This is a genomic window from Chitinophaga sp. OAE865 (assembly GCF_040546735.1).
In the GTDB taxonomy this organism is placed as follows: Bacteria; Bacteroidota; Bacteroidia; order Chitinophagales; family Chitinophagaceae; genus Chitinophaga; species Chitinophaga polysaccharea_A.
This window is the reverse complement of record NZ_JBEPOF010000001.1, coordinates 7,402,238-7,419,752: the sequence shown is the minus strand read 5'-3', so window position 1 is coordinate 7,419,752 and position 17,515 is coordinate 7,402,238. Positions and strand designations below refer to the sequence as shown.

Annotated in this window: 16 protein-coding genes; 8 read left to right on the top strand and 8 right to left on the bottom strand. The window is 45.3% G+C overall.

What is annotated here, in order from left to right; all coding sequences use genetic code 11:
• Positions 1-74: 74 nt before the first annotated feature.
• A complete protein-coding gene (gene murI, locus ABIE50_RS29515) occupies positions 75-893 on the bottom strand; it encodes a glutamate racemase (RefSeq protein WP_209862340.1) in 819 nt (272 codons plus the stop codon).
• Positions 894-895: 2 nt separating this feature from the next.
• A complete protein-coding gene (locus tag ABIE50_RS29510) occupies positions 896-1,558 on the bottom strand; it encodes a carbonic anhydrase (protein ID WP_209862337.1) in 663 nt (220 codons plus the stop codon).
• A 246-nt stretch (positions 1,559-1,804) separates the two neighbouring features.
• Between ABIE50_RS29510 and ABIE50_RS29505 the strand changes: the two genes are divergently transcribed.
• Positions 1,805-3,448: an ABC-F family ATP-binding cassette domain-containing protein gene (locus ABIE50_RS29505; protein WP_142686280.1), complete on the top strand. Its 1,644-nt coding sequence runs from the start codon at positions 1,805-1,807 to the stop codon at positions 3,446-3,448.
• 78 nt (positions 3,449-3,526) lie between these two features.
• Here ABIE50_RS29505 and ABIE50_RS29500 read toward each other — a convergent pair whose 3' ends face one another.
• Positions 3,527-3,922 carry a response regulator gene (locus ABIE50_RS29500; RefSeq protein ID WP_142686281.1) on the bottom strand — a complete coding sequence of 132 codons (396 nt, stop codon included), beginning with the start codon at positions 3,920-3,922 and terminating at the stop codon, positions 3,527-3,529.
• A 435-nt stretch (positions 3,923-4,357) separates the two neighbouring features.
• Positions 4,358-5,320, bottom strand: coding sequence for a DUF8428 domain-containing protein (locus tag ABIE50_RS29495; RefSeq protein WP_209862335.1), 963 nt, complete (start codon positions 5,318-5,320; stop codon positions 4,358-4,360).
• A 102-nt stretch (positions 5,321-5,422) separates the two neighbouring features.
• Here ABIE50_RS29495 and ABIE50_RS29490 point away from each other — a divergent pair, with 102 nt between their 5' ends.
• Positions 5,423-6,151, top strand: a complete 729-nt coding sequence (locus tag ABIE50_RS29490; RefSeq protein ID WP_142686283.1) for a ribonuclease H-like domain-containing protein — start codon at positions 5,423-5,425, stop codon at positions 6,149-6,151.
• A gap of 26 nt (positions 6,152-6,177) precedes the next feature.
• Positions 6,178-7,173, top strand: coding sequence for a DNA polymerase III subunit delta (gene holA / locus ABIE50_RS29485; RefSeq protein WP_142686284.1), 996 nt, complete (start codon positions 6,178-6,180; stop codon positions 7,171-7,173).
• A 288-nt stretch (positions 7,174-7,461) separates the two neighbouring features.
• Here holA and ABIE50_RS29480 read toward each other — a convergent pair whose 3' ends face one another.
• Positions 7,462-8,400 carry a bifunctional riboflavin kinase/FAD synthetase gene (locus ABIE50_RS29480; protein WP_142686286.1) on the bottom strand — a complete coding sequence of 313 codons (939 nt, stop codon included), beginning with the start codon at positions 8,398-8,400 and terminating at the stop codon, positions 7,462-7,464.
• A gap of 137 nt (positions 8,401-8,537) precedes the next feature.
• On the opposite strand from ABIE50_RS29480, the gene ABIE50_RS29475 reads away from it, so the two are divergent.
• Positions 8,538-9,713, top strand: coding sequence for an AIR synthase related protein (locus ABIE50_RS29475; RefSeq protein WP_209862332.1), 1,176 nt, complete (start codon positions 8,538-8,540; stop codon positions 9,711-9,713).
• A gap of 209 nt (positions 9,714-9,922) precedes the next feature.
• On the opposite strand, the gene ABIE50_RS29470 is transcribed toward ABIE50_RS29475, so the two are convergent.
• Positions 9,923-11,629, bottom strand: coding sequence for a TonB family protein (locus ABIE50_RS29470; RefSeq protein ID WP_209862329.1), 1,707 nt, complete (start codon positions 11,627-11,629; stop codon positions 9,923-9,925).
• Positions 11,630-11,631: 2 nt separating this feature from the next.
• Entirely contained in the window at positions 11,632-11,997 is a 366-nt protein-coding gene (locus ABIE50_RS29465) for a BlaI/MecI/CopY family transcriptional regulator (RefSeq protein WP_142686289.1), read from the bottom strand.
• Positions 11,998-12,150: 153 nt separating this feature from the next.
• Here ABIE50_RS29465 and ABIE50_RS29460 point away from each other — a divergent pair, with 153 nt between their 5' ends.
• The 3 genes from ABIE50_RS29460 to ABIE50_RS29450 all read left to right on the top strand — a co-directional run bounded on the left by ABIE50_RS29460 (position 12,151) and on the right by ABIE50_RS29450 (position 15,748).
• The gene (locus tag ABIE50_RS29460) at positions 12,151-12,846 is read left to right on the top strand and encodes a cell division ATP-binding protein FtsE (RefSeq protein ID WP_079470432.1); all 696 of its coding nucleotides are present in this window, start codon (positions 12,151-12,153) and stop codon (positions 12,844-12,846) included.
• A 148-nt stretch (positions 12,847-12,994) separates the two neighbouring features.
• Positions 12,995-13,267: a 30S ribosomal protein S15 gene (gene rpsO / locus ABIE50_RS29455; RefSeq protein WP_079470431.1), complete on the top strand. Its 273-nt coding sequence runs from the start codon at positions 12,995-12,997 to the stop codon at positions 13,265-13,267.
• 123 nt (positions 13,268-13,390) lie between these two features.
• Positions 13,391-15,748, top strand: coding sequence for a polyribonucleotide nucleotidyltransferase (locus ABIE50_RS29450; RefSeq protein ID WP_142686290.1), 2,358 nt, complete (start codon positions 13,391-13,393; stop codon positions 15,746-15,748).
• Between the two features lie 91 nt (positions 15,749-15,839).
• Here the strand turns inward: ABIE50_RS29450 and ABIE50_RS29445 are convergent, their stop codons facing one another.
• On the bottom strand, positions 15,840-16,409 hold the full coding sequence (locus ABIE50_RS29445) for a hypothetical protein (protein ID WP_209862326.1): 570 nt from the start codon (positions 16,407-16,409) through the stop codon (positions 15,840-15,842).
• Between the two features lie 253 nt (positions 16,410-16,662).
• Here ABIE50_RS29445 and prmA point away from each other — a divergent pair, with 253 nt between their 5' ends.
• Positions 16,663-17,493 (top strand): 50S ribosomal protein L11 methyltransferase, encoded by an 831-nt coding sequence (gene prmA, locus ABIE50_RS29440; protein WP_209862322.1) that lies wholly within the window; start codon positions 16,663-16,665, stop codon positions 17,491-17,493.
• Positions 17,494-17,515 lie beyond the last annotated feature (22 nt).

Genomic DNA, 17,515 nt, shown 5'->3' with positions numbered 1-17,515 from the left:
GCTTAAACTACTGCCGGTCTTCATCAGGTACCAAATAAGAAGAGGGTGTATCGAAAATACGATACACCCTCTTCTTATTTGGTGAGCATCTTTGATGAAGCCACTGTTTTACCGTAAAAGATCTCCGCCATCTTATCAAAAATTACGGGATCGTCGGTGGTATAAAAACTACGCTGTTGCTGTTTACTCAACCTGCTTTCCATTTCAGGGTGCCGATTCAGGTAATCTTTCAGGCTGTGCGCCACAATTTTACCCTGTGATAGAACAGTGATACCTCCCGGTAAAAACTGTTTGATCTTTTTCATCAGCAGCGGGTAGTGAGTACAGCCAAGTACAAGGGTATCGATGCCTGGTGAGGCCAACAATATTCTGTCCAGGTATTCTTTTACAAAGTAGTCTGCCCCTTCGCTTTCATGTTCATTGTTTTCAATCAGCGGCACCCACATCGGGCAGGCCAGCTGATGTGTTTTTACATGTGGAAAAAACTTCTGGATTTCCAGCGGGTACGATTCTGATGATACTGTGCCGTTGGTGGCCAGTATGCCTACTTCACCGGTTTGCGTAATGGTGCCTACCATTTCGGAAGTAGGGCGGATCACGCCTAATACCCGGTTATCGGGAGCAATATGCGGGAGGTCTTTCTGCTGGATAGTGCGCAATGCTTTCGCGGAGGCAGTGTTGCAGGCCAGTATTACCAGCGGGCATCCCATTTCAAACAGCTTTTGCACGCACTCCAGCGTGTAGGTGTGAATGGTATCAAAGCCGCGGTTGCCGTAAGGCGCGCGGGCATTGTCTCCCAGGTAAATGTAGTCGTACTGCGGGAGCTCCGCCACAATTTCCCTGAGTACGGTCAAACCCCCATAGCCGGAGTCGAATATGCCTATCGGGCCCATGATTATTCGGTATCTTTTTGCATCAGGCCGGAACCCGTTAAATCATAAATCTTCTGTATTTCGTGCAGCACGCCTTCAAAATCTATTTCCAGGTCTTTCAGCGCGCCGTTCTTAAGGTCATATACCCAGCCATGTACAGTGGGGAAACCTTTTGCCACGTACGATTTCTGTACAGCTGCAGTTTTGATGACGTTAATGCATTGTTCCTGCGTATTCAGTTCAACGAGGCGATTATAACGTGCATGCTCATCCGTTATAGCGTTCAGTTCATCCATGTGAAGGCGGTATACATCGCGGATATTACGCAACCAGGGATTGAGGATACCGAGGTCTTTGGCCTGCATGGCAGCTTTTACGCCGCCGCAGTTGTAGTGGCCGCATACAATGATATGTTTTACTTCCAGGTGTACCACCGCGTAATTGATCACGCTCATTACATTGAGATCGATATTAGGTACAAGGTTGGCGATATTACGGTGCACAAACACTTCTCCTGCTTCAAGTCCCATGATTTCATTGGTTGGAACCCGGCTGTCGCTGCAGCCAATATACAGGTAGGTGGGTTTCTGTGTGTCCGCCATTTTCTCAAAAAACTGTTCGTCTGTGGCCTTTTTGGTAGCTATCCACTGCTTGTTGTTCTCGAATATCTGTTTATATGCTGTCATGCGGTTTTCATTTTTATGCGCTAAAGATACGTATTGAAAGCATATATGCAGACAACCCTTTCACGATGAAAGGGTTAAAGAAATGTTGCATTTCTTTCTGACGCTGGATCACAGGTGCTCAAAATGTATAAAAGATTGTTATAAAGATATTTATTCATCTTGTTTATTGATATGTCTGCTACAGTTCATTCTTGGAAACCCCGCATAAAATCAGTACCTTCGCAGCTTCAAAATTTGATAGCCAGCATGATCAGTGTTAAAAACGTAACGCTCTCTTTCGGTAAGAGAGTATTGTTTGACGAAGTAAACCTCAATTTCACAAAAGGGAACTGTTATGGTGTGATTGGGGCCAATGGAGCAGGGAAGTCTACTTTTCTGAAGATATTGTCCGGTGAGATCGAACCGAATAAGGGTACAGTGGAAATCACTCCCGGTGAGCGAATGAGCGTGCTCACGCAGAACCACTTCCAGTTTGATGAGGTTACGGTACTGAATGCCGTATTGATGGGTAATAAAAAGCTTTGGGAAATAGCGAACGAAAGGGATACTATATATGCCAAGGAAGATTTTACCGAGGAAGACGGTATGCGTGCAGGCGAACTGGAAGCTGAATATGGTGAGATGGGCGGCTATACTGCAGAAAGCGATGCAGGTGTGCTGCTGAGCGATCTGGGCGTGAAAGAGGAAGTGCATGGTATGCTGATGAAGGATATTGCCGGTAGCCTTAAAGTGCGGGTACTGCTTGCACAGGCCCTGTTTGGTAATCCTGATATCCTCCTGCTGGATGAGCCTACGAACGACCTGGATGTTGAAACCATTGGCTGGCTGGAAAACTTCCTGGCCGACTACGAAAATATTGTGATCGTGGTATCCCACGACCGTCACTTCCTGGATGCCGTATGTACGCATGTGGCAGATGTGGACCGCGCAAAGATCCAGATCTTCAGTGGTAACTATACCTTCTGGTACGAATCATCCCAGTTGATGGCCCGCCAGATTGCAGATAAGAACAAGAAGATGGAAGATAAGCGTAAAGACCTGCTGGACTTTATCGCCCGTTTTAGCGCCAACGCCTCCAAAAGTAAACAGGCTACTTCCCGTAAGAAAGCCCTGGAAAAACTGGTGGTGGAAGATATACAACCATCTAACCGTAAATATCCCGGTATCATCTTCAAGCAACAGCGTGAAGTGGGTAACCAGATACTGAACGTGGAAAAACTGGAGAAGCTGGCAGACGGCCGTAAACTCTTTACAGATGTTACTTTCTCTGTTAACAAGGGAGATAAGATCGCATTTCTTTCTAAAGATCACCTGGCACTTACTACTTTCTTTGAGGTGATCAACAGTGAAGCAACAGCAGACAGCGGCAAGTTTGAATGGGGTACCACTGTAACCAGTGCTTACCTGCCAAACGATAATGCTGCCTACTTTGCCAATAAAGACCTGAACCTGATGGATTGGTTACGTCAGTACGTGCCACCTCATGTAACAGATGTGGATGAACCTTTCCTCCGTGGCTTCCTCGGTAAAATGTTATTTGGCGGAGATGAGATCATGAAGAAAACTTCAGTGCTGAGCGGTGGTGAAAAAGTACGTTGCATGATCAGCCGTATGATGTTGCAGGATCCGAATGTGCTCATACTTGATGAGCCTACCAACCACCTGGATCTTGAGTCTATTCAGGCTTTCAACGAAAGCATGATCAACTACAAGGGAGTGGTACTGTTCACTACCCATGACCATACCTTCATGCAATCAGTAGCTAACCGTATTATCGAGTTAACGCCTAAAGGTATCATCGACAGGCTCATGACCTTTGATGAATACCTGGCAGATGAACGTGTGAAAGCGCTGCGCGAAGAAATGTATGGTAGCGCAGTTCCGGCGTAAAAGAGATAGCCTAAAAATATGGAAGCGAATGACCATCCGGTCATTCGCTTCTTTTTTTAATGGTGAGTTTATATCTTATTACAAATACTCCTCTATTACCTTTAATTTGTTCTTGTCAAGGGGCTTTGTAATGTACGCCATCAGCTCCGGCGTATGTTGTACTTTTTGCATGTCCCGTACATCCACAGAGGATGAGCACATGATGATCGGGATAGTATTTTTAAACGATGTTTTCAATCCCCTGTATGCCTCAATAAAATCCCAGCCGTTCATTCGCTGCATATTCATATCAAGAATGATAAGAGAGGGTAAGGTAGGTTGAGGGGCTCTGGAAAGCTGTTCCAGGGCTTCTTCTGCGCAGAGAAAAGAGGTAACTACCAGATGATTGCTTTGGTGCCCCAACATTTTTTTGATAATGAAATGAAATATTTCATCATCATCTACAACGTACACTATTTTATTCATGTCTTCCATGCTTCGGTTTTAATTGGGCTTCTTATCTTATCCGATAATAACAAAAGGTGCACAAAAAGACGATGTTAAGGAATTACGTGGCCCTGTTTGTTGCAAAGTAGGGGCATTGACTTCAGGGATAACAAGTGGCTGAAATCAAATCCTTCATCGTAAACATGGGCTGGGCCGGCATTTATAGTATGCCTGTCACATTCTTCTTCTTAAGCATTGGTCATGGGAGTGCAGTGGCCTCCGGCTATCTTTAATTGTGAAGCAAAGAACGTTAATTTAATTTTATTTTTATATATATGTTTTTGGCAATAACTAATCATTAACAAATGGGATAAGCGAAAAAAATATCATGAATCTGGTGAACACTCCCCCTGAAAGCAAATGGCCGGAACGAAGATCATACTTCGCTCCGGCCATTTGCCTTTATTATTAAGCTGATTGCTGTTAAAACAAGCCGCCTTTCTTCAATGTTACTTTACCTTGCCCGATTTTGAAACCGTTATGGTAGATTTCAACAGCATAATCGCCTGGCTTGAAATCGGAATTCTGTTTCCAGTCCATACTCACGGATTGTTTCTGGCCGGTAGTGTAAGCCACTGTTTTCTTGGCAGTATATAATTTTTCAGTGCCATCCTCCAGTGTGAAACGGCCGGAGCCCAATGCTTCTACTGCCAGTGGAGCACCATCCGGAGCTGTGATAGCTACAAAGATCTCTTTATCACCGGTGGGTGCAATACGGTTGTCGTCCAGGTCAAAGGTAACCCGCATCATATCTGCACGTTTTGCTTTGCTGGTTTCTACTTCTTTACCGTTGTTCTTTACACGGATCGGTAATAATTTAATGTTGGATGCATGTAATACAGATCCCAGGTCTACCTTCTTATTGAGACTGTCTTTTACAACAGATACTGAGTCGCGCTCTTTACGGGCATAATCCCTTTCACCAGCCAGTACTATTTTTTCTCCTTCCAGGCGCTCGATGGTTTGAGTATAACCCTCGATGTTGGATTTCAGTTGCTCAATCAAACGGCGTGCTTCTGCCAGTTGTGCCTGTGTAGCGTTTTTGTTAGACAGGATGCTGGAGATCCTGGCTTTCATATCCTGTATTTCTTTATCTTTTGTTTTAACCAGGCTGTCCATCCGGGTGTTCTGTGATACCAGGTCGTCCAGGCGGGCATTGGCCGCGTTGTACTCCTGCTGCAGTGCATCACGGGAAGAAGAGATCGAATCTATCTGGGTGTTTTTTTGAACGATTTGCTCGCTGGATTTATTTTTGTCATATAACATATATATCCAGGTACCGGCTAATGCTGCAATTAAAATACCGTAAATTAGACCATTGCGGCTGCGTGGTTTTTCTGGTCCGGGTGATCCCGGTGCAGGGGAATTAAAGGTGTTCTCCGTCATAGTTGTGAGTTTTATGTTTTTTGTTATATGGTTAAAAATTGTTATTCAAAAGTACTTATAATATTCTTATTTTATAAATAGCTATAAAACTGTTTTTTAATTGTGCTTCCAAATATTGCGTTAGATCAATTATTACTGCTGGACATAGAAACAACACCGGCGGCTCCAGCTATAGAGCACTTATCTGAAGATATGCAACAGCTTTGGCGGGAGAAAATGGCAAAAACTGCGCCAGTTTCAGGAAACGATGACTCAGCATACGTCGACAGGGCTGGCATCTACGCCGAATTTGGAAAAATAGTTTGCATTTCGGCAGGGTTTTTCAGCCTGGAAAATAACAGGTACCAGTTAAGGCTGAAATCGTTTTATCATGATGATGAAGCAGTTGTGCTTTCCGGATTTTTAGAATTAATTAATAAATTCTATGCAAAGTATCCCCGGTTCCAGTTTGCCGGGCATAACATCAAAGAATTTGATATTCCTTTTATTTGCAGGAGGTCTGTTATTCATCTGTTATCTTTGCCACAACCTTTACAGCTGCATGGATTTAAACCCTGGGAGGTTCCCATGCTGGATACCTTGCAGCTATGGCGCTTCGGGGACTTTAAACATTACATTTCCCTGAAACTCCTGACCGCCGTAATGGGTATTGATACGCCCAAAGACGATATAGACGGCAGTATGGTAGGGAAGGTGTACTGGGAGGAAAAAGACCTGGAACGTATTGCCGCCTATTGCCAGAAAGATGTACTGGCAGTAGCACAGCTACTGTTGAAATTCAAACGGTTACCGGCTTTGACCCCGGAAGATATTATCATCGTAAAAAAATAGTCGTAAAGACGAAAAGTAATATAATAATGGAGTACCAGGACATCATCAGGGATTGGAAGCAACAGAAATTCAAATCATTATACTGGCTGGAAGGAGATGAAGACTTTTTCATCGACCAGGTAACCAGTTATGCTGAACATGAACTGCTGCCCGAATCGGAAAAAGGCTTCAATCTCACAGTCCTTTATGGAAAAGATACGGATTGGACCCAGGTGATCAATGCCTGCCGGAGATATCCCATGTTTGCAGAAAGACAGGTGGTACTTTTGAAAGAAGCACAGGCCATGCGCGACCTGCTGAAACTGGAAGCATATATAGATAATCCGCTTACCTCCACTGTGTTTGTAGTAGCGCATAAACAGGGCAAAATAGATGGCAGGAGTAAAATGGCCAAACTCATAAAAGAGAAAGGCGTGCTGCTGTCTACAAAAAAAATGTATGATAACCAGCTGCCCGGTTGGGTGGAAGGTTATGTAAGCAGCCGCGGACTGGCCATCTCACAAAAAGCTGCCATTCTCCTGGTAGATCATATCGGCAACGACCTGTCACGTATTGCCAATGAAATTGATAAATTGCTGGTAAATCTGCCTGCCCAGAAAAAGATCGATGAAACAGACATTGAAAAGTATGTGGGCATCAGCAAGGAATACAATGTGTTTGAGCTGCAGAACGCCCTGGGGCAAAAAAATACTGCCAAAGTATTCCGGATCATATCCTATTTTGCCGCTAATCCCAAAGCGGCGCCCATCCAAATGACGTTGCCGGCCCTGTATAACTTTTTCGCGAAAGTAAACCTCATTTTCAGCGTAAAAGGAGGGGAGAAAGAAGTGGCTTCGGCGCTCGGTGTGCATCCGTTTTTTGTAAAGGATTACATGAATGCAGCCCGTCAGTATGGACCGGAAGGCACAGAGAAAGCTATTTTGCTGTTACATCAGTATAACCTGCGGAGTATAGGCATTAACGATAGCGGTGTGGAAGATGGGGAGCTGATGAAGGAGCTGATGTATAAGGTGATGAATTAAATAATCCCTGTAAACTGTTTCAATGGCTGTTGAAATAAAAAAAATATTCAGAACGCTGTTCGGTATTTTGTTTTTCTTTCTGGGTAGCTTTTGCGCTTTTATAGTGCTGCTGAATACTGTATCAGTCAGTAATGGAAGGGTCAGTATAGACCTTAAAATGAATGCATACGCAGCTGTGTCGATGTGCTTTTATATAATAGCGTCTGTCTTTTTTTTCTGGCGGGGAGTTCGTTTAATGAAGCCTCTTAAAAAAAGGGAAGAAACGATAGATTTCCTCGGCGAAGAATTCTAAGCACCCGCCAATATTTCCTTTGCCTGTGCGGAATCTTTATCCATCTGCACTATCAGCGCATCTATATTATCAAACTTCAGGTTGGAACGGATGTATTCCACAAAGTGAACGGTTAATTCCTGCCCGTAAATATCTTCATTAAAATCAAAGATATGCACCTCCAGGCGAAGGTCGGTGCCATTGAAGGTAGGCCGGAAGCCAATACTCATTACCGCCGGTAGCAATTTACTGCTGCCGCTAAGTTGTGCATTTACAGCATAAATACCCTCGGCAGGGATCAGTTTTCTTTCATCACTAAGATGCAGGTTAGCGGTGGGATAACCCAGTTGTCTGCCCATTTTATCGCCATGTACTACTTTGCCGGTGAGGAAATAGGTGTAATCCAGCAGCTCATTGGCCAGCCGTATATTGCCTTCCTGCAGGCTTTTGCGGATTTTGGTGGAGCTAACGGTAAGGTCATGCACTATCTGCTGCGGAATCTCTACCAGGGTAAAACCATATTGCTGCTGCTCTGCCTCCAGCAGTTCAAGCCCTCCTTCCCGGTTGTGGCCAAACCGGTGATCATAGCCTATGATAATAGTATGTGGCCTGAAACGTGCTACCAGGAAATCTTCCAGGTAACTGCGGGCCGCCATTTCAGAAAACGCTTTGGTAAAGGGTACTACTACCAGGTGATCGATCCCTGCACGCTCCAGCAAAGCGATCTTTTCAGGTAAGGTGGTCAGTAAGCGGATGTTATTGGGTGCAGGCTGTAATACTTCGCGTGGATGCGGATCAAAAGTAATGATCACGGTTTCGCCTCCGCAGGCAGTGGCAGCCTGCTCCAGTTGCTCAATAATGAAGCGGTGGCCTGCATGTACTCCGTCGAAAGTGCCTATTGTGATAACAGCCTTACGGAATTCCGGTAAATGGTCTAAGTCCCTGTGAACCTGCATATAAATCAATAACTATCAAAATCGCCGTGCAAATCTAACACATTCGGCGGGCATTCTGCATGGAATCTGTTACTTTTGCAGCCTGAAGAGCATCTTTATTTAGTTTATTTTTTATTTACATATTTATTTATTTCCCGGTGGATAATAATATTTACGCCAAACGTGGTGTTTCAGCAGGTAAGGAAGATGTGCATAATGCCATTAAGAACATTGATAAGGGGCTTTTCCCTAAAGCATTCTGCAAAATTGTACCCGATATTTTAGGAGGCGATGAAGCCTACTGTAATATCATGCATGCAGATGGAGCCGGTACCAAATCCTCCCTGGCTTACATTTATTGGAAAGAAACCGGGGATATGGGCGTATGGAAAGGCATTGCCCAGGATGCGATTATAATGAATATGGACGACCTGCTTTGCGTAGGCGCCACCGACAATATCCTTCTTTCTTCCACTATCGGGCGGAATAAGCAATTGCTGCCCGGCGAGGTGATTGCTGCTATCATCAATGGTACGGAAGAAATCCTTGCGGAACTGCGTAATCATGGTATCAGTATCTATTCCACCGGTGGAGAAACCGCCGATGTGGGCGACCTGGTACGCACTATTATTGTAGACTCTACAGTTACCTGCCGCATGAAACGTGAAGACGTGATTTCCAACGACCGGATCCAGGCAGGGGATGTAGTGGTAGGACTGGCTTCTTACGGGCAGGCTAGCTACGAATCGGAATACAATGGCGGCATGGGCAGCAACGGCCTTACCAGTGCGCGTCATGATGTATTTAATAAAGCAGTGGCTGAAAAATACCCTGAAAGCTTTGATCCGGGTATTCCTTACGACCTGGTGTTCAGTGGTAAAAAATCACTGACAGACAAAATAGATATCCCGGGCTTTGGCGCTATGGATGCAGGTAAGCTGGTATTATCGCCCACCCGTACTTATGCACCGGTGATCAGGAAAGTGCTGGAGCAGTTCCGTCCGCAGATCCACGGCATGGTGCATTGCAGCGGAGGCGCTCAAACCAAAGTGCTGCATTTTATTGAGAAGCTGCATGTGATCAAGGATAACCTGTTCCCGGTACCTCCGCTGTTCAGCCTTATCCAGGAGCAGTCAGGTACTCCCTGGAAGGAAATGTACCAGGTGTTCAATATGGGCCACAGGATGGAGCTCTATGTACCGGAAGCAATAGCCGCAGACATCATCAGTATCTCCAAAAGCTTTAATATTGATGGACAGATTATAGGTAGGGTAGAAGCGGCAGCAGAAAAGAAAGTAACGGTGAAAGCACCTGCAGGAACTTTTGAGTATTGATCCTGATAATTTTTTAAAAAAACCGGTCACCATACAGTGACCGGTTTTTTTATGGATTTATATTATTTGCCAATAAAATTCATGCCCCCCAATTCTTCAAAAATCAAAAATGATCCAATCAATCAGTGTAATCATGAGTCAGACAATCTTCGCTGCAAAAAAAAGCCCCGGCGTAAGCCAGGGCCTTTCATTGATTGTTTATAGTTGTGTTAATTAGGTATACTAAACCTGATAGGAAGATTAAACTGCACAGCTACCAGTTGTTTATTCTGTTCGCCTGGCGTCCATTTAGGCATGGCCTTAACCACCCTTATCGCTTCATCTTCCAGGCCATAGCCTTTCTTTGCACCCACTGTTTTCACATCACGGATCGAGCCATCTGCATCTACAATAAACTGTACAAAGGTAGTACCGTCAACTTTGGCTTTCTGCGCCTCTTCGGGGTAGCGGATATTTTTACTGAGATAGCGTGCTAATGCCTCTTCACCTCCGGGAAAACGCGGTGGCTGTTCAACGAAGGTAAATACTTCATTGTTATCGGAAGAAGGGTGGAAGGTAATGGTTTTACCTGAGGGAGCTGGTGGCGGAGGAGGTGGCGGTGTTTGTTGCCCTGCATCCAGTACAAACCGGATGGGAAGGTTAAATTGTACAGCAACTGTTTTCCCCTGGTGTTTGCCGGGTATCCATTGCGGCATCGCCTGCACTACACGCAAACCTTCTTCAACAAGGCCAAAGCCCGGGTTCTTTCCAACGGCATGTGCATCTTTGATATAACCCTGTTCGTCTACTACAAATTGTATGAACACGGTGCCGGCTATTTTTTTATCCACTGCTGCTTTAGGATACCGGATATTTTTAGAAAGATATTTTGCCAGTGCTTCTTCGCCTCCCTGGAAAGAAGGGGGCTGCTCTACGAAAGTATATACGTTGTCTTTCGTTTTGTTTGCCTTTTTAACAGGCGTGGTATCCATGGCAACCACGGATGCAGGAACGATTGCAGTGGTGGGGGCTGCAGTGGTTGTGACGGTAAGCGCCGGAATGGCGGACGGGCGCTTATCGGCCACAAAAGCAAGGGAACAAAAAATGAATACAGCCAGCGGCAGCACCATGATGCGCCGGAGGTAACTGAACCTGGGTGTATGGAATTGTGTTAGCATAAGGATTCTTCTTTTTATTGGCGGATGAAAAAAGTCGTTCGTAATACTGAATTGTTTGCTTTGAAAAGCCATCTGCAGGATGGTTTGGGCATAGCCGGCTATTTCTTCCCCCGCTGCTTTTTTGTCGGCCAGGAATTCATGCACCAGCGCCAGCTCCCGTTTTATCAGGTGAAAGAAAGGATTGATCCAGCATACTGCAGTAACCAGCTCCATGAAAAGCTTATCGGCGCTGTGTTTCTCCTGAAGGTGTACCAGTTCATGCTTAAATATCTGTTGTCCTTCGGGCGAATTCAGGGAAGTTTGATGATCCCAGAAAATATAATTGAAGAAGGAGAAAGGGGCTTTGATATCCTTGTGTTTTACAAACCGGTAAGGAGGAATGTCCTGTACCTGGCTGCGGCGGATGAGGCTTTTGAGCCGTAAGAGGCTTACCAGTATTCTTATCATCAGTAAGCCAATCACAATAATGTACAGGATATTGAGGATGGCATCGGAACTGATCCCTGGATTAGCCGGTATCACAGTTTCACGGAGATCCACAATGCGTGCGGTATACGACAGTACCCCGGATGATTCCTGCGCCTGGCCCGGCAAGGGGATCTGCAGGAGGGGGGTGAGCAGAGAAATCAGGGTGATCAGCATCAGGTAATACCGGTTCCACTGGTGGAAACGGTTGTTGCGCAGGGCAATATGATAGTAGCCGTATAAAACAGCAGAACAGATGATCACTTTCGAAAGATAGGTGAGCAGAACTGTCATGGTTAAGGTTTTTGGGCTGCTTTAATTTTTTGTACCAGTTTCTCCAGCTCGGCAATGCTCAGTTCTTTTTCTTTCACAAAAAAAGACACCATGTTACTGAAGGAGCCGTCGAAATAACCCTTTACGATGTTATTCACCGTTTTGTGGCTATAAGCATCTTTCGTAATCAAAGCAAAATACTGGTGGGATTTACCGTAGGCTTTAAAGTCAACAAATCCTTTTTCAATCAGTATTTTAACCAGGGTGGATACGGTATTGTAATGCGGTTTGGGTTCCGGCATTACTTCAATAATATCCTTTACAAAGGCGGGCCCTGTTTCCCATAAGGCCTGCATGATCTGTTCTTCTGCTTTGGTGAGCTGTTTCATATGTCGCGGTTATAGGAACCAAGTTAAAACTAATTATTTAGTTCGACAACTATTTTTTTAGTTTAAGAGAGATGGATATTTGATATATTATCACAACGAGTTATTTTTTAATTAGTTATTTTTGTCCGCACAGACCGTAAAAACAGAAAGGACATGACGCCTGAACAACCTATCATACAATTAACAAATGCCAGTATATACCAGGGCCATTCATTGATATTGAGTGATGTGAACATCACGGTAAATAAGGGTGAATTTGTGTATCTCATTGGTAAAACCGGTACCGGGAAATCCAGTTTGTTAAAAACATTGTATGGAGATCTACCTTTGAATGATGGCACAGGACAGGTGGTAGGCTTTGATCTTAAGAAGATGGATTGGAAAAAAGTGCCGTATCTTCGCCGGAATCTGGGGGTGGTATTCCAGGATTTTCAGTTATTAACCGACCGCAACGTGCATGATAACCTGAAATTTGCGCTCCGGGCAACCGGCTGGCAGGATCCTAAGGAAATGGAAAACAAGATCACGGATGTGCTGGAAAAAGTAGGATTGGGAACCAAAGGCTTTAAAATGCCGTATGAATTATCAGGAGGGGAGCAGCAGCGTGTGGACATTGCCCGTGCCATGCTGAATTCGCCTAAACTGATCCTGGCGGATGAGCCTACGGGTAACCTGGATCCTGAAACGTCCGACGGTATTATGCAGTTGTTGTTCCGTATCTGCCGGGAAGGCACAGCCATAGTAATGGCCACCCACGATTATATTGTATTGCAGAAATTCCCGTCGAGAGTACTCCGTACGGAAAACGGGCATGTAACGGATAATGCAGCTGTGAATTTCTCTTCTTAGGAGTTGTTGAGAGAGAAAATTTTACAGATCTACATTATTCCTCATTTATTATTAATTTCCGGTTAATTGGTAATTCCTATTTTTTGAACTACCTTTGCACCGGAAAAATAGCGACAAAAAACATTATTATTACTTATTATTTTTAAAGATGTCTTACTTAACTGTTGAAAAGAAAGCCAATATTTTTAAGGAATTTGGTGGAAGCGAAAAAAATACAGGCTCTGTGGAAGCACAAATCGCGCTGCTGACTGAGCGTATCAACAGCATTTCCGGTCACCTGAAACAAAACAAAAAAGATTTTTCTACCCACCGTGGTTTGATGAAGATGGTTGGCCAGAGAAAGCGTTTACTTTCCTATTTATCTAAAACCAACCTCACAGGCTATCGTGCCCTCATCGAGAAGTTAGGTATCAGGAAATAACCATGACTTAATTATAGCGCTATTCCCAACTTATATGTTGGGAATAGTTTTTTTGTATGTATACGTTTTGTTATCCGATTGATTTGAAATGGATAACGTTATCTAATTAATCCTCACTTTATTATGAATCTGACACCTATTTCAGTGAAATTCGATATAGGAGACGGTCGTATGGTGACCATCGAAACCGGCAAGTTGGCCCGTCAGGCTGATGGCGCGGTTACGGTGCGTTTAGGTAATTCAATATTGCTGGCCACTGTGGTAGCAAATAAAGAACCCAAACCAGGCCAGTCTTTTTTCCCCCTTACTGTTGATTACCAGGAAAAGTTTGCATCTGCAGGCCGCATCCCTGGTTCCTTTTTCAAACGTGAAGGCCGGTTGTCTGATTCCGAGGTACTTATTTCCCGTTTGATTGACCGCGCTCTGCGTCCTCTGTTCCCTGATAATTATTTCTGTGAAGTACAGGTACTCGTTACCCTGATTTCATCTGATCCCGAAGTAATGCCTGATGCACTGGCCTGCCTGGCTGCATCCGCTGCACTGGCTGTTTCCGACGTGCCCATCCAGGAAATTATTTCTGAAGTACGCGTAGCCCGCATCGATGGCAAATTTGTGATCAACCCTAACCGTACCGAACTGGCCAAAGCCGACATGGACTTCATCATCGGTGCTACCGATAAGAACATCATGATGGTGGAAGGTGAAAGTAAAGAGTGCCAGGAAGAAGATCTGATCCTTGCCATTGAGGCAGCACACGCTGCTATCAAGGTGCAGGTAAAGGCACAGGAACAACTGCGTGACCTGAAAGGTGTAACCGGCAAACGTGAATACGCACAACCTCATCAGAACGAAGAACTGAAAGCAAAAGTGGAAGCTTTTGCAAAAGATAAAATTTACAAGGTGGCCAAATCAGCTTCCGCCAAGCACGACCGCAGTGATGCGTTTGCTGCTATCGGCGAGGAACTGAAAGAGCACCTGGGTGAATTACCGGAAGAAGACCAGCCGCTGGTAAAAGAATATCTGCACGACCTGGAAAAAGAAGTGATCCGCAACATGATCCTGGACGAATCCGTTCGCCTGGATGGCCGTTCACTGGACCAGGTACGTCCGCTGGCAATGGAAATCGATATCCTGCCTTCCCCTCACGGTTCAGCCCTGTTTACCCGCGGTGAAACACAGTCCCTGACCACTGTTACACTGGGTACCCCGGAAGATGAACTGCTGATCGAAAGCGCGGCGGTTTCCAATTATTCCAAATTTATCCTGCACTACAATTTCCCTCCCTTTTCTACAGGCGAAGTGAAAATGATGCGCGGCCCCGGCCGTCGTGAAGTAGGACATGGTAACCTGGCGATGCGCTCCCTGAAGCAGATGATGCCGGGCAGCGACTACGCTTACACTGTAAGGGTGGTTTCCGATATCCTCGAATCAAATGGTTCGTCCTCCATGGCTACCGTATGTGCCGGCTCCCTGGCACTGATGGATGCTGGTGTACCTATGCCAAAACATGTTTCCGGTGTGGCAATGGGACTTATCTCCCGGGCTTCCGATGGTAAATGGGCGGTATTAACAGATATCCTCGGTGATGAAGATCACCTCGGTGATATGGACTTCAAGGTAACCGGTACCCGTGATGGTATTGTTGGTATCCAGATGGATATTAAAGTAGATGGGCTGAGCATGGATGTAATGCGCTCTGCACTGGCCCAGGCCAAGAAAGGCCGCCTGCATATCGTGGAAGCTATGTACGAAGTAGTACCTGCTGCCCGTCCTGAACCAAAACCACATGCACCACGCATGGAAAAGATCATCATCGACCGTGAATTTATCGGCGCTGTGATCGGACCCGGTGGTAAAATTATACAGGAGATCCAACGCGAAACCGGTACTACCATCAACATCGAAGAAGTTGGTGAAACCGGTGAAGTAAGCATCTTCTCTGCCCAGAAAGAAAGCCTCGATAAAGCAGTGGCATGGGTGAAAGGAATCATTGCTGTACCTGAAGTAGGTGAAGTATATGAGTCTGTTGTAAAATCCATTATGCCTTATGGTGCTTTCGTTGAGTTCATGCCTGGTAAACAAGGCTTGCTCCACATCTCCGAAGTTTCCTGGAAACGCCTGGAAACAATGGAAGGTGTGCTCACAGAAGGCGAAAAAGTGAAAGTAAAACTGACTGGTACCGATCCTAAAACCGGTAAATTTAAGTTGAGCCGTAAAGTGCTTATGCCTAAACCGGATGGATATGTGGAAAGACCGGAACGTGAAGAGCGTGGCGACAGAGGCGATTTCCGCGATCGCGGAGACCGTGGTGATCGCGGTGATCGTGGCGACAGGCGTGGTCCCCGTGACGACAGACGTGGCGGTGATGACAGGCGCGGTGGCGGCGACAGGCGTGATTTCAACCGCGATGGAAACCGTGGCGGCGGAAACTACAACGCAGGTCCTGAAAAACCACAGGAGCCCACCTTTGATGCCGAATAGGCGCTGTTATAGCTAGCAGATAACTGGAATTAAATACAAAAAGAAAGCAGTCACCCAGGTGACTGCTTTTCTATTTATGATGGATCCGTTTTTATCTTCTGGTGAGCTGTTCTACCCGGAAAGTGCTTTCCCTGAAGATCTCCCGCCCGCTATTCAGGCGAAATACGCGGTAGTTGGTACCGTCAACAGGCTCGGCAATCATTTTATAAACCGGTTGTATTGCCTTTGTACTTCTGTCTATCACCCTTACTTCACCCGCGGCCAGCAGGTCAGGCATTATTTCTTCCACATAGGGAAGCATAATGCCCCCATCTTCTGCCCATAACATGTTCATTTTACCGGTACTGTAACTGAAATCCTTATTGGCAGTATCTTCCAGGTAACAGTAGGCCTTACGGAAATGATTGCCCATATCTATGGCATTCAGGTGCGCAAACTGCACACTGTTAAATACCTTATTGCTATACTTACTGTTGCGGAGAGTGGAATCCATGGTCGCCATATATTCCGTGAGATGCTTCCGGTCAAAGATCAGTGTTACATTGTCGGTTTGATAAATAATTGAATCTGTGATAGGTTCAGGAGGCCGTACTTTGATTACCTGGGCTATTCCGGTCAGCGACAGGACCATGCCGGTAAGCAGGAGAAACAGTGCTTTCATAGGATATGTGATATAATTTAAAAATCAAATATAACGAATTTTGATATCAGGAAGATGCGCGGGCTTACTTTGAAGCAATGAACAATCCTCCATAGCTACCGAATGCGGTAAAATAACCCGACATAATGTTTACGTTGAAGCAATGAACAATCCCCTGGCTGCCGCAGGCACAGGAAGCCGCCGTTTAATACAACAGCGAAATCCATTGCCGTAAACGCTGAAAGCTACCCGCTAATAGCTATCTTTGCCGCCTATGTCCTACATTGCCATTACCATCCGCGCTGCTGCGGCACAAACAGACCTGCTGATTGCACAATTGTCTGAACTGAAGTACGAAGGGTTTGAAGAACAGCCAGATGCGCTGATCGCCTATATTCCCGCTGCCGATTTTGATGAGGTCGCACTGGAAGAGCAGCTTACCGCTCACGGGGTTACCTATACGAAAGAAACCATACTGCCGGTTAACTGGAACGCGGTATGGGAAAGTAATTTTCAGCCTGTTCAGGTAGACCGCTTTTGCGGTATCCGGGCGGAGTTTCATCCGCCGTTTGACCCGCAGCCCGAATATGAAATTATTATTACCCCTAAAATGGCTTTTGGTACCGGGCATCATGCTACCACCGCCTCTATGATAAAGCTCATGGAGCAGCTGGACCTTAAAGGCAAAAAGGTGTTTGATTTCGGCACAGGCACCGGGATACTGGCTATACTGGCGGAAATGATGGGAGCTGCAACGATAGATGCCATCGACTATGACGAGTGGTCTGTAAATAATACCCTGGAAAACATCGCCGCCAATGGAATGAGCAAAGTAAAGGTATGGCAGGCGGACAATCTTGATGTGATTACCGGAAAATATGATATATTGCTGGCAAATATCAACTATAACATTTTGATGAAATTTATGGGAGATATGTACCGGTTACTGATACCCGGAGGCAAATTACTGCTGAGTGGCATTTTACCTACCGATGAAGAAAACATTACTGCAGCAGCAGTTTCTGAAGGATTTACCAGGGAAGAAAGAATAGAAAAAGATAACTGGCTGGCGCTCCGGTTTTGTGTACCGGAAGTAAATAAATAAAAGTTACATATAAATAGCGTTG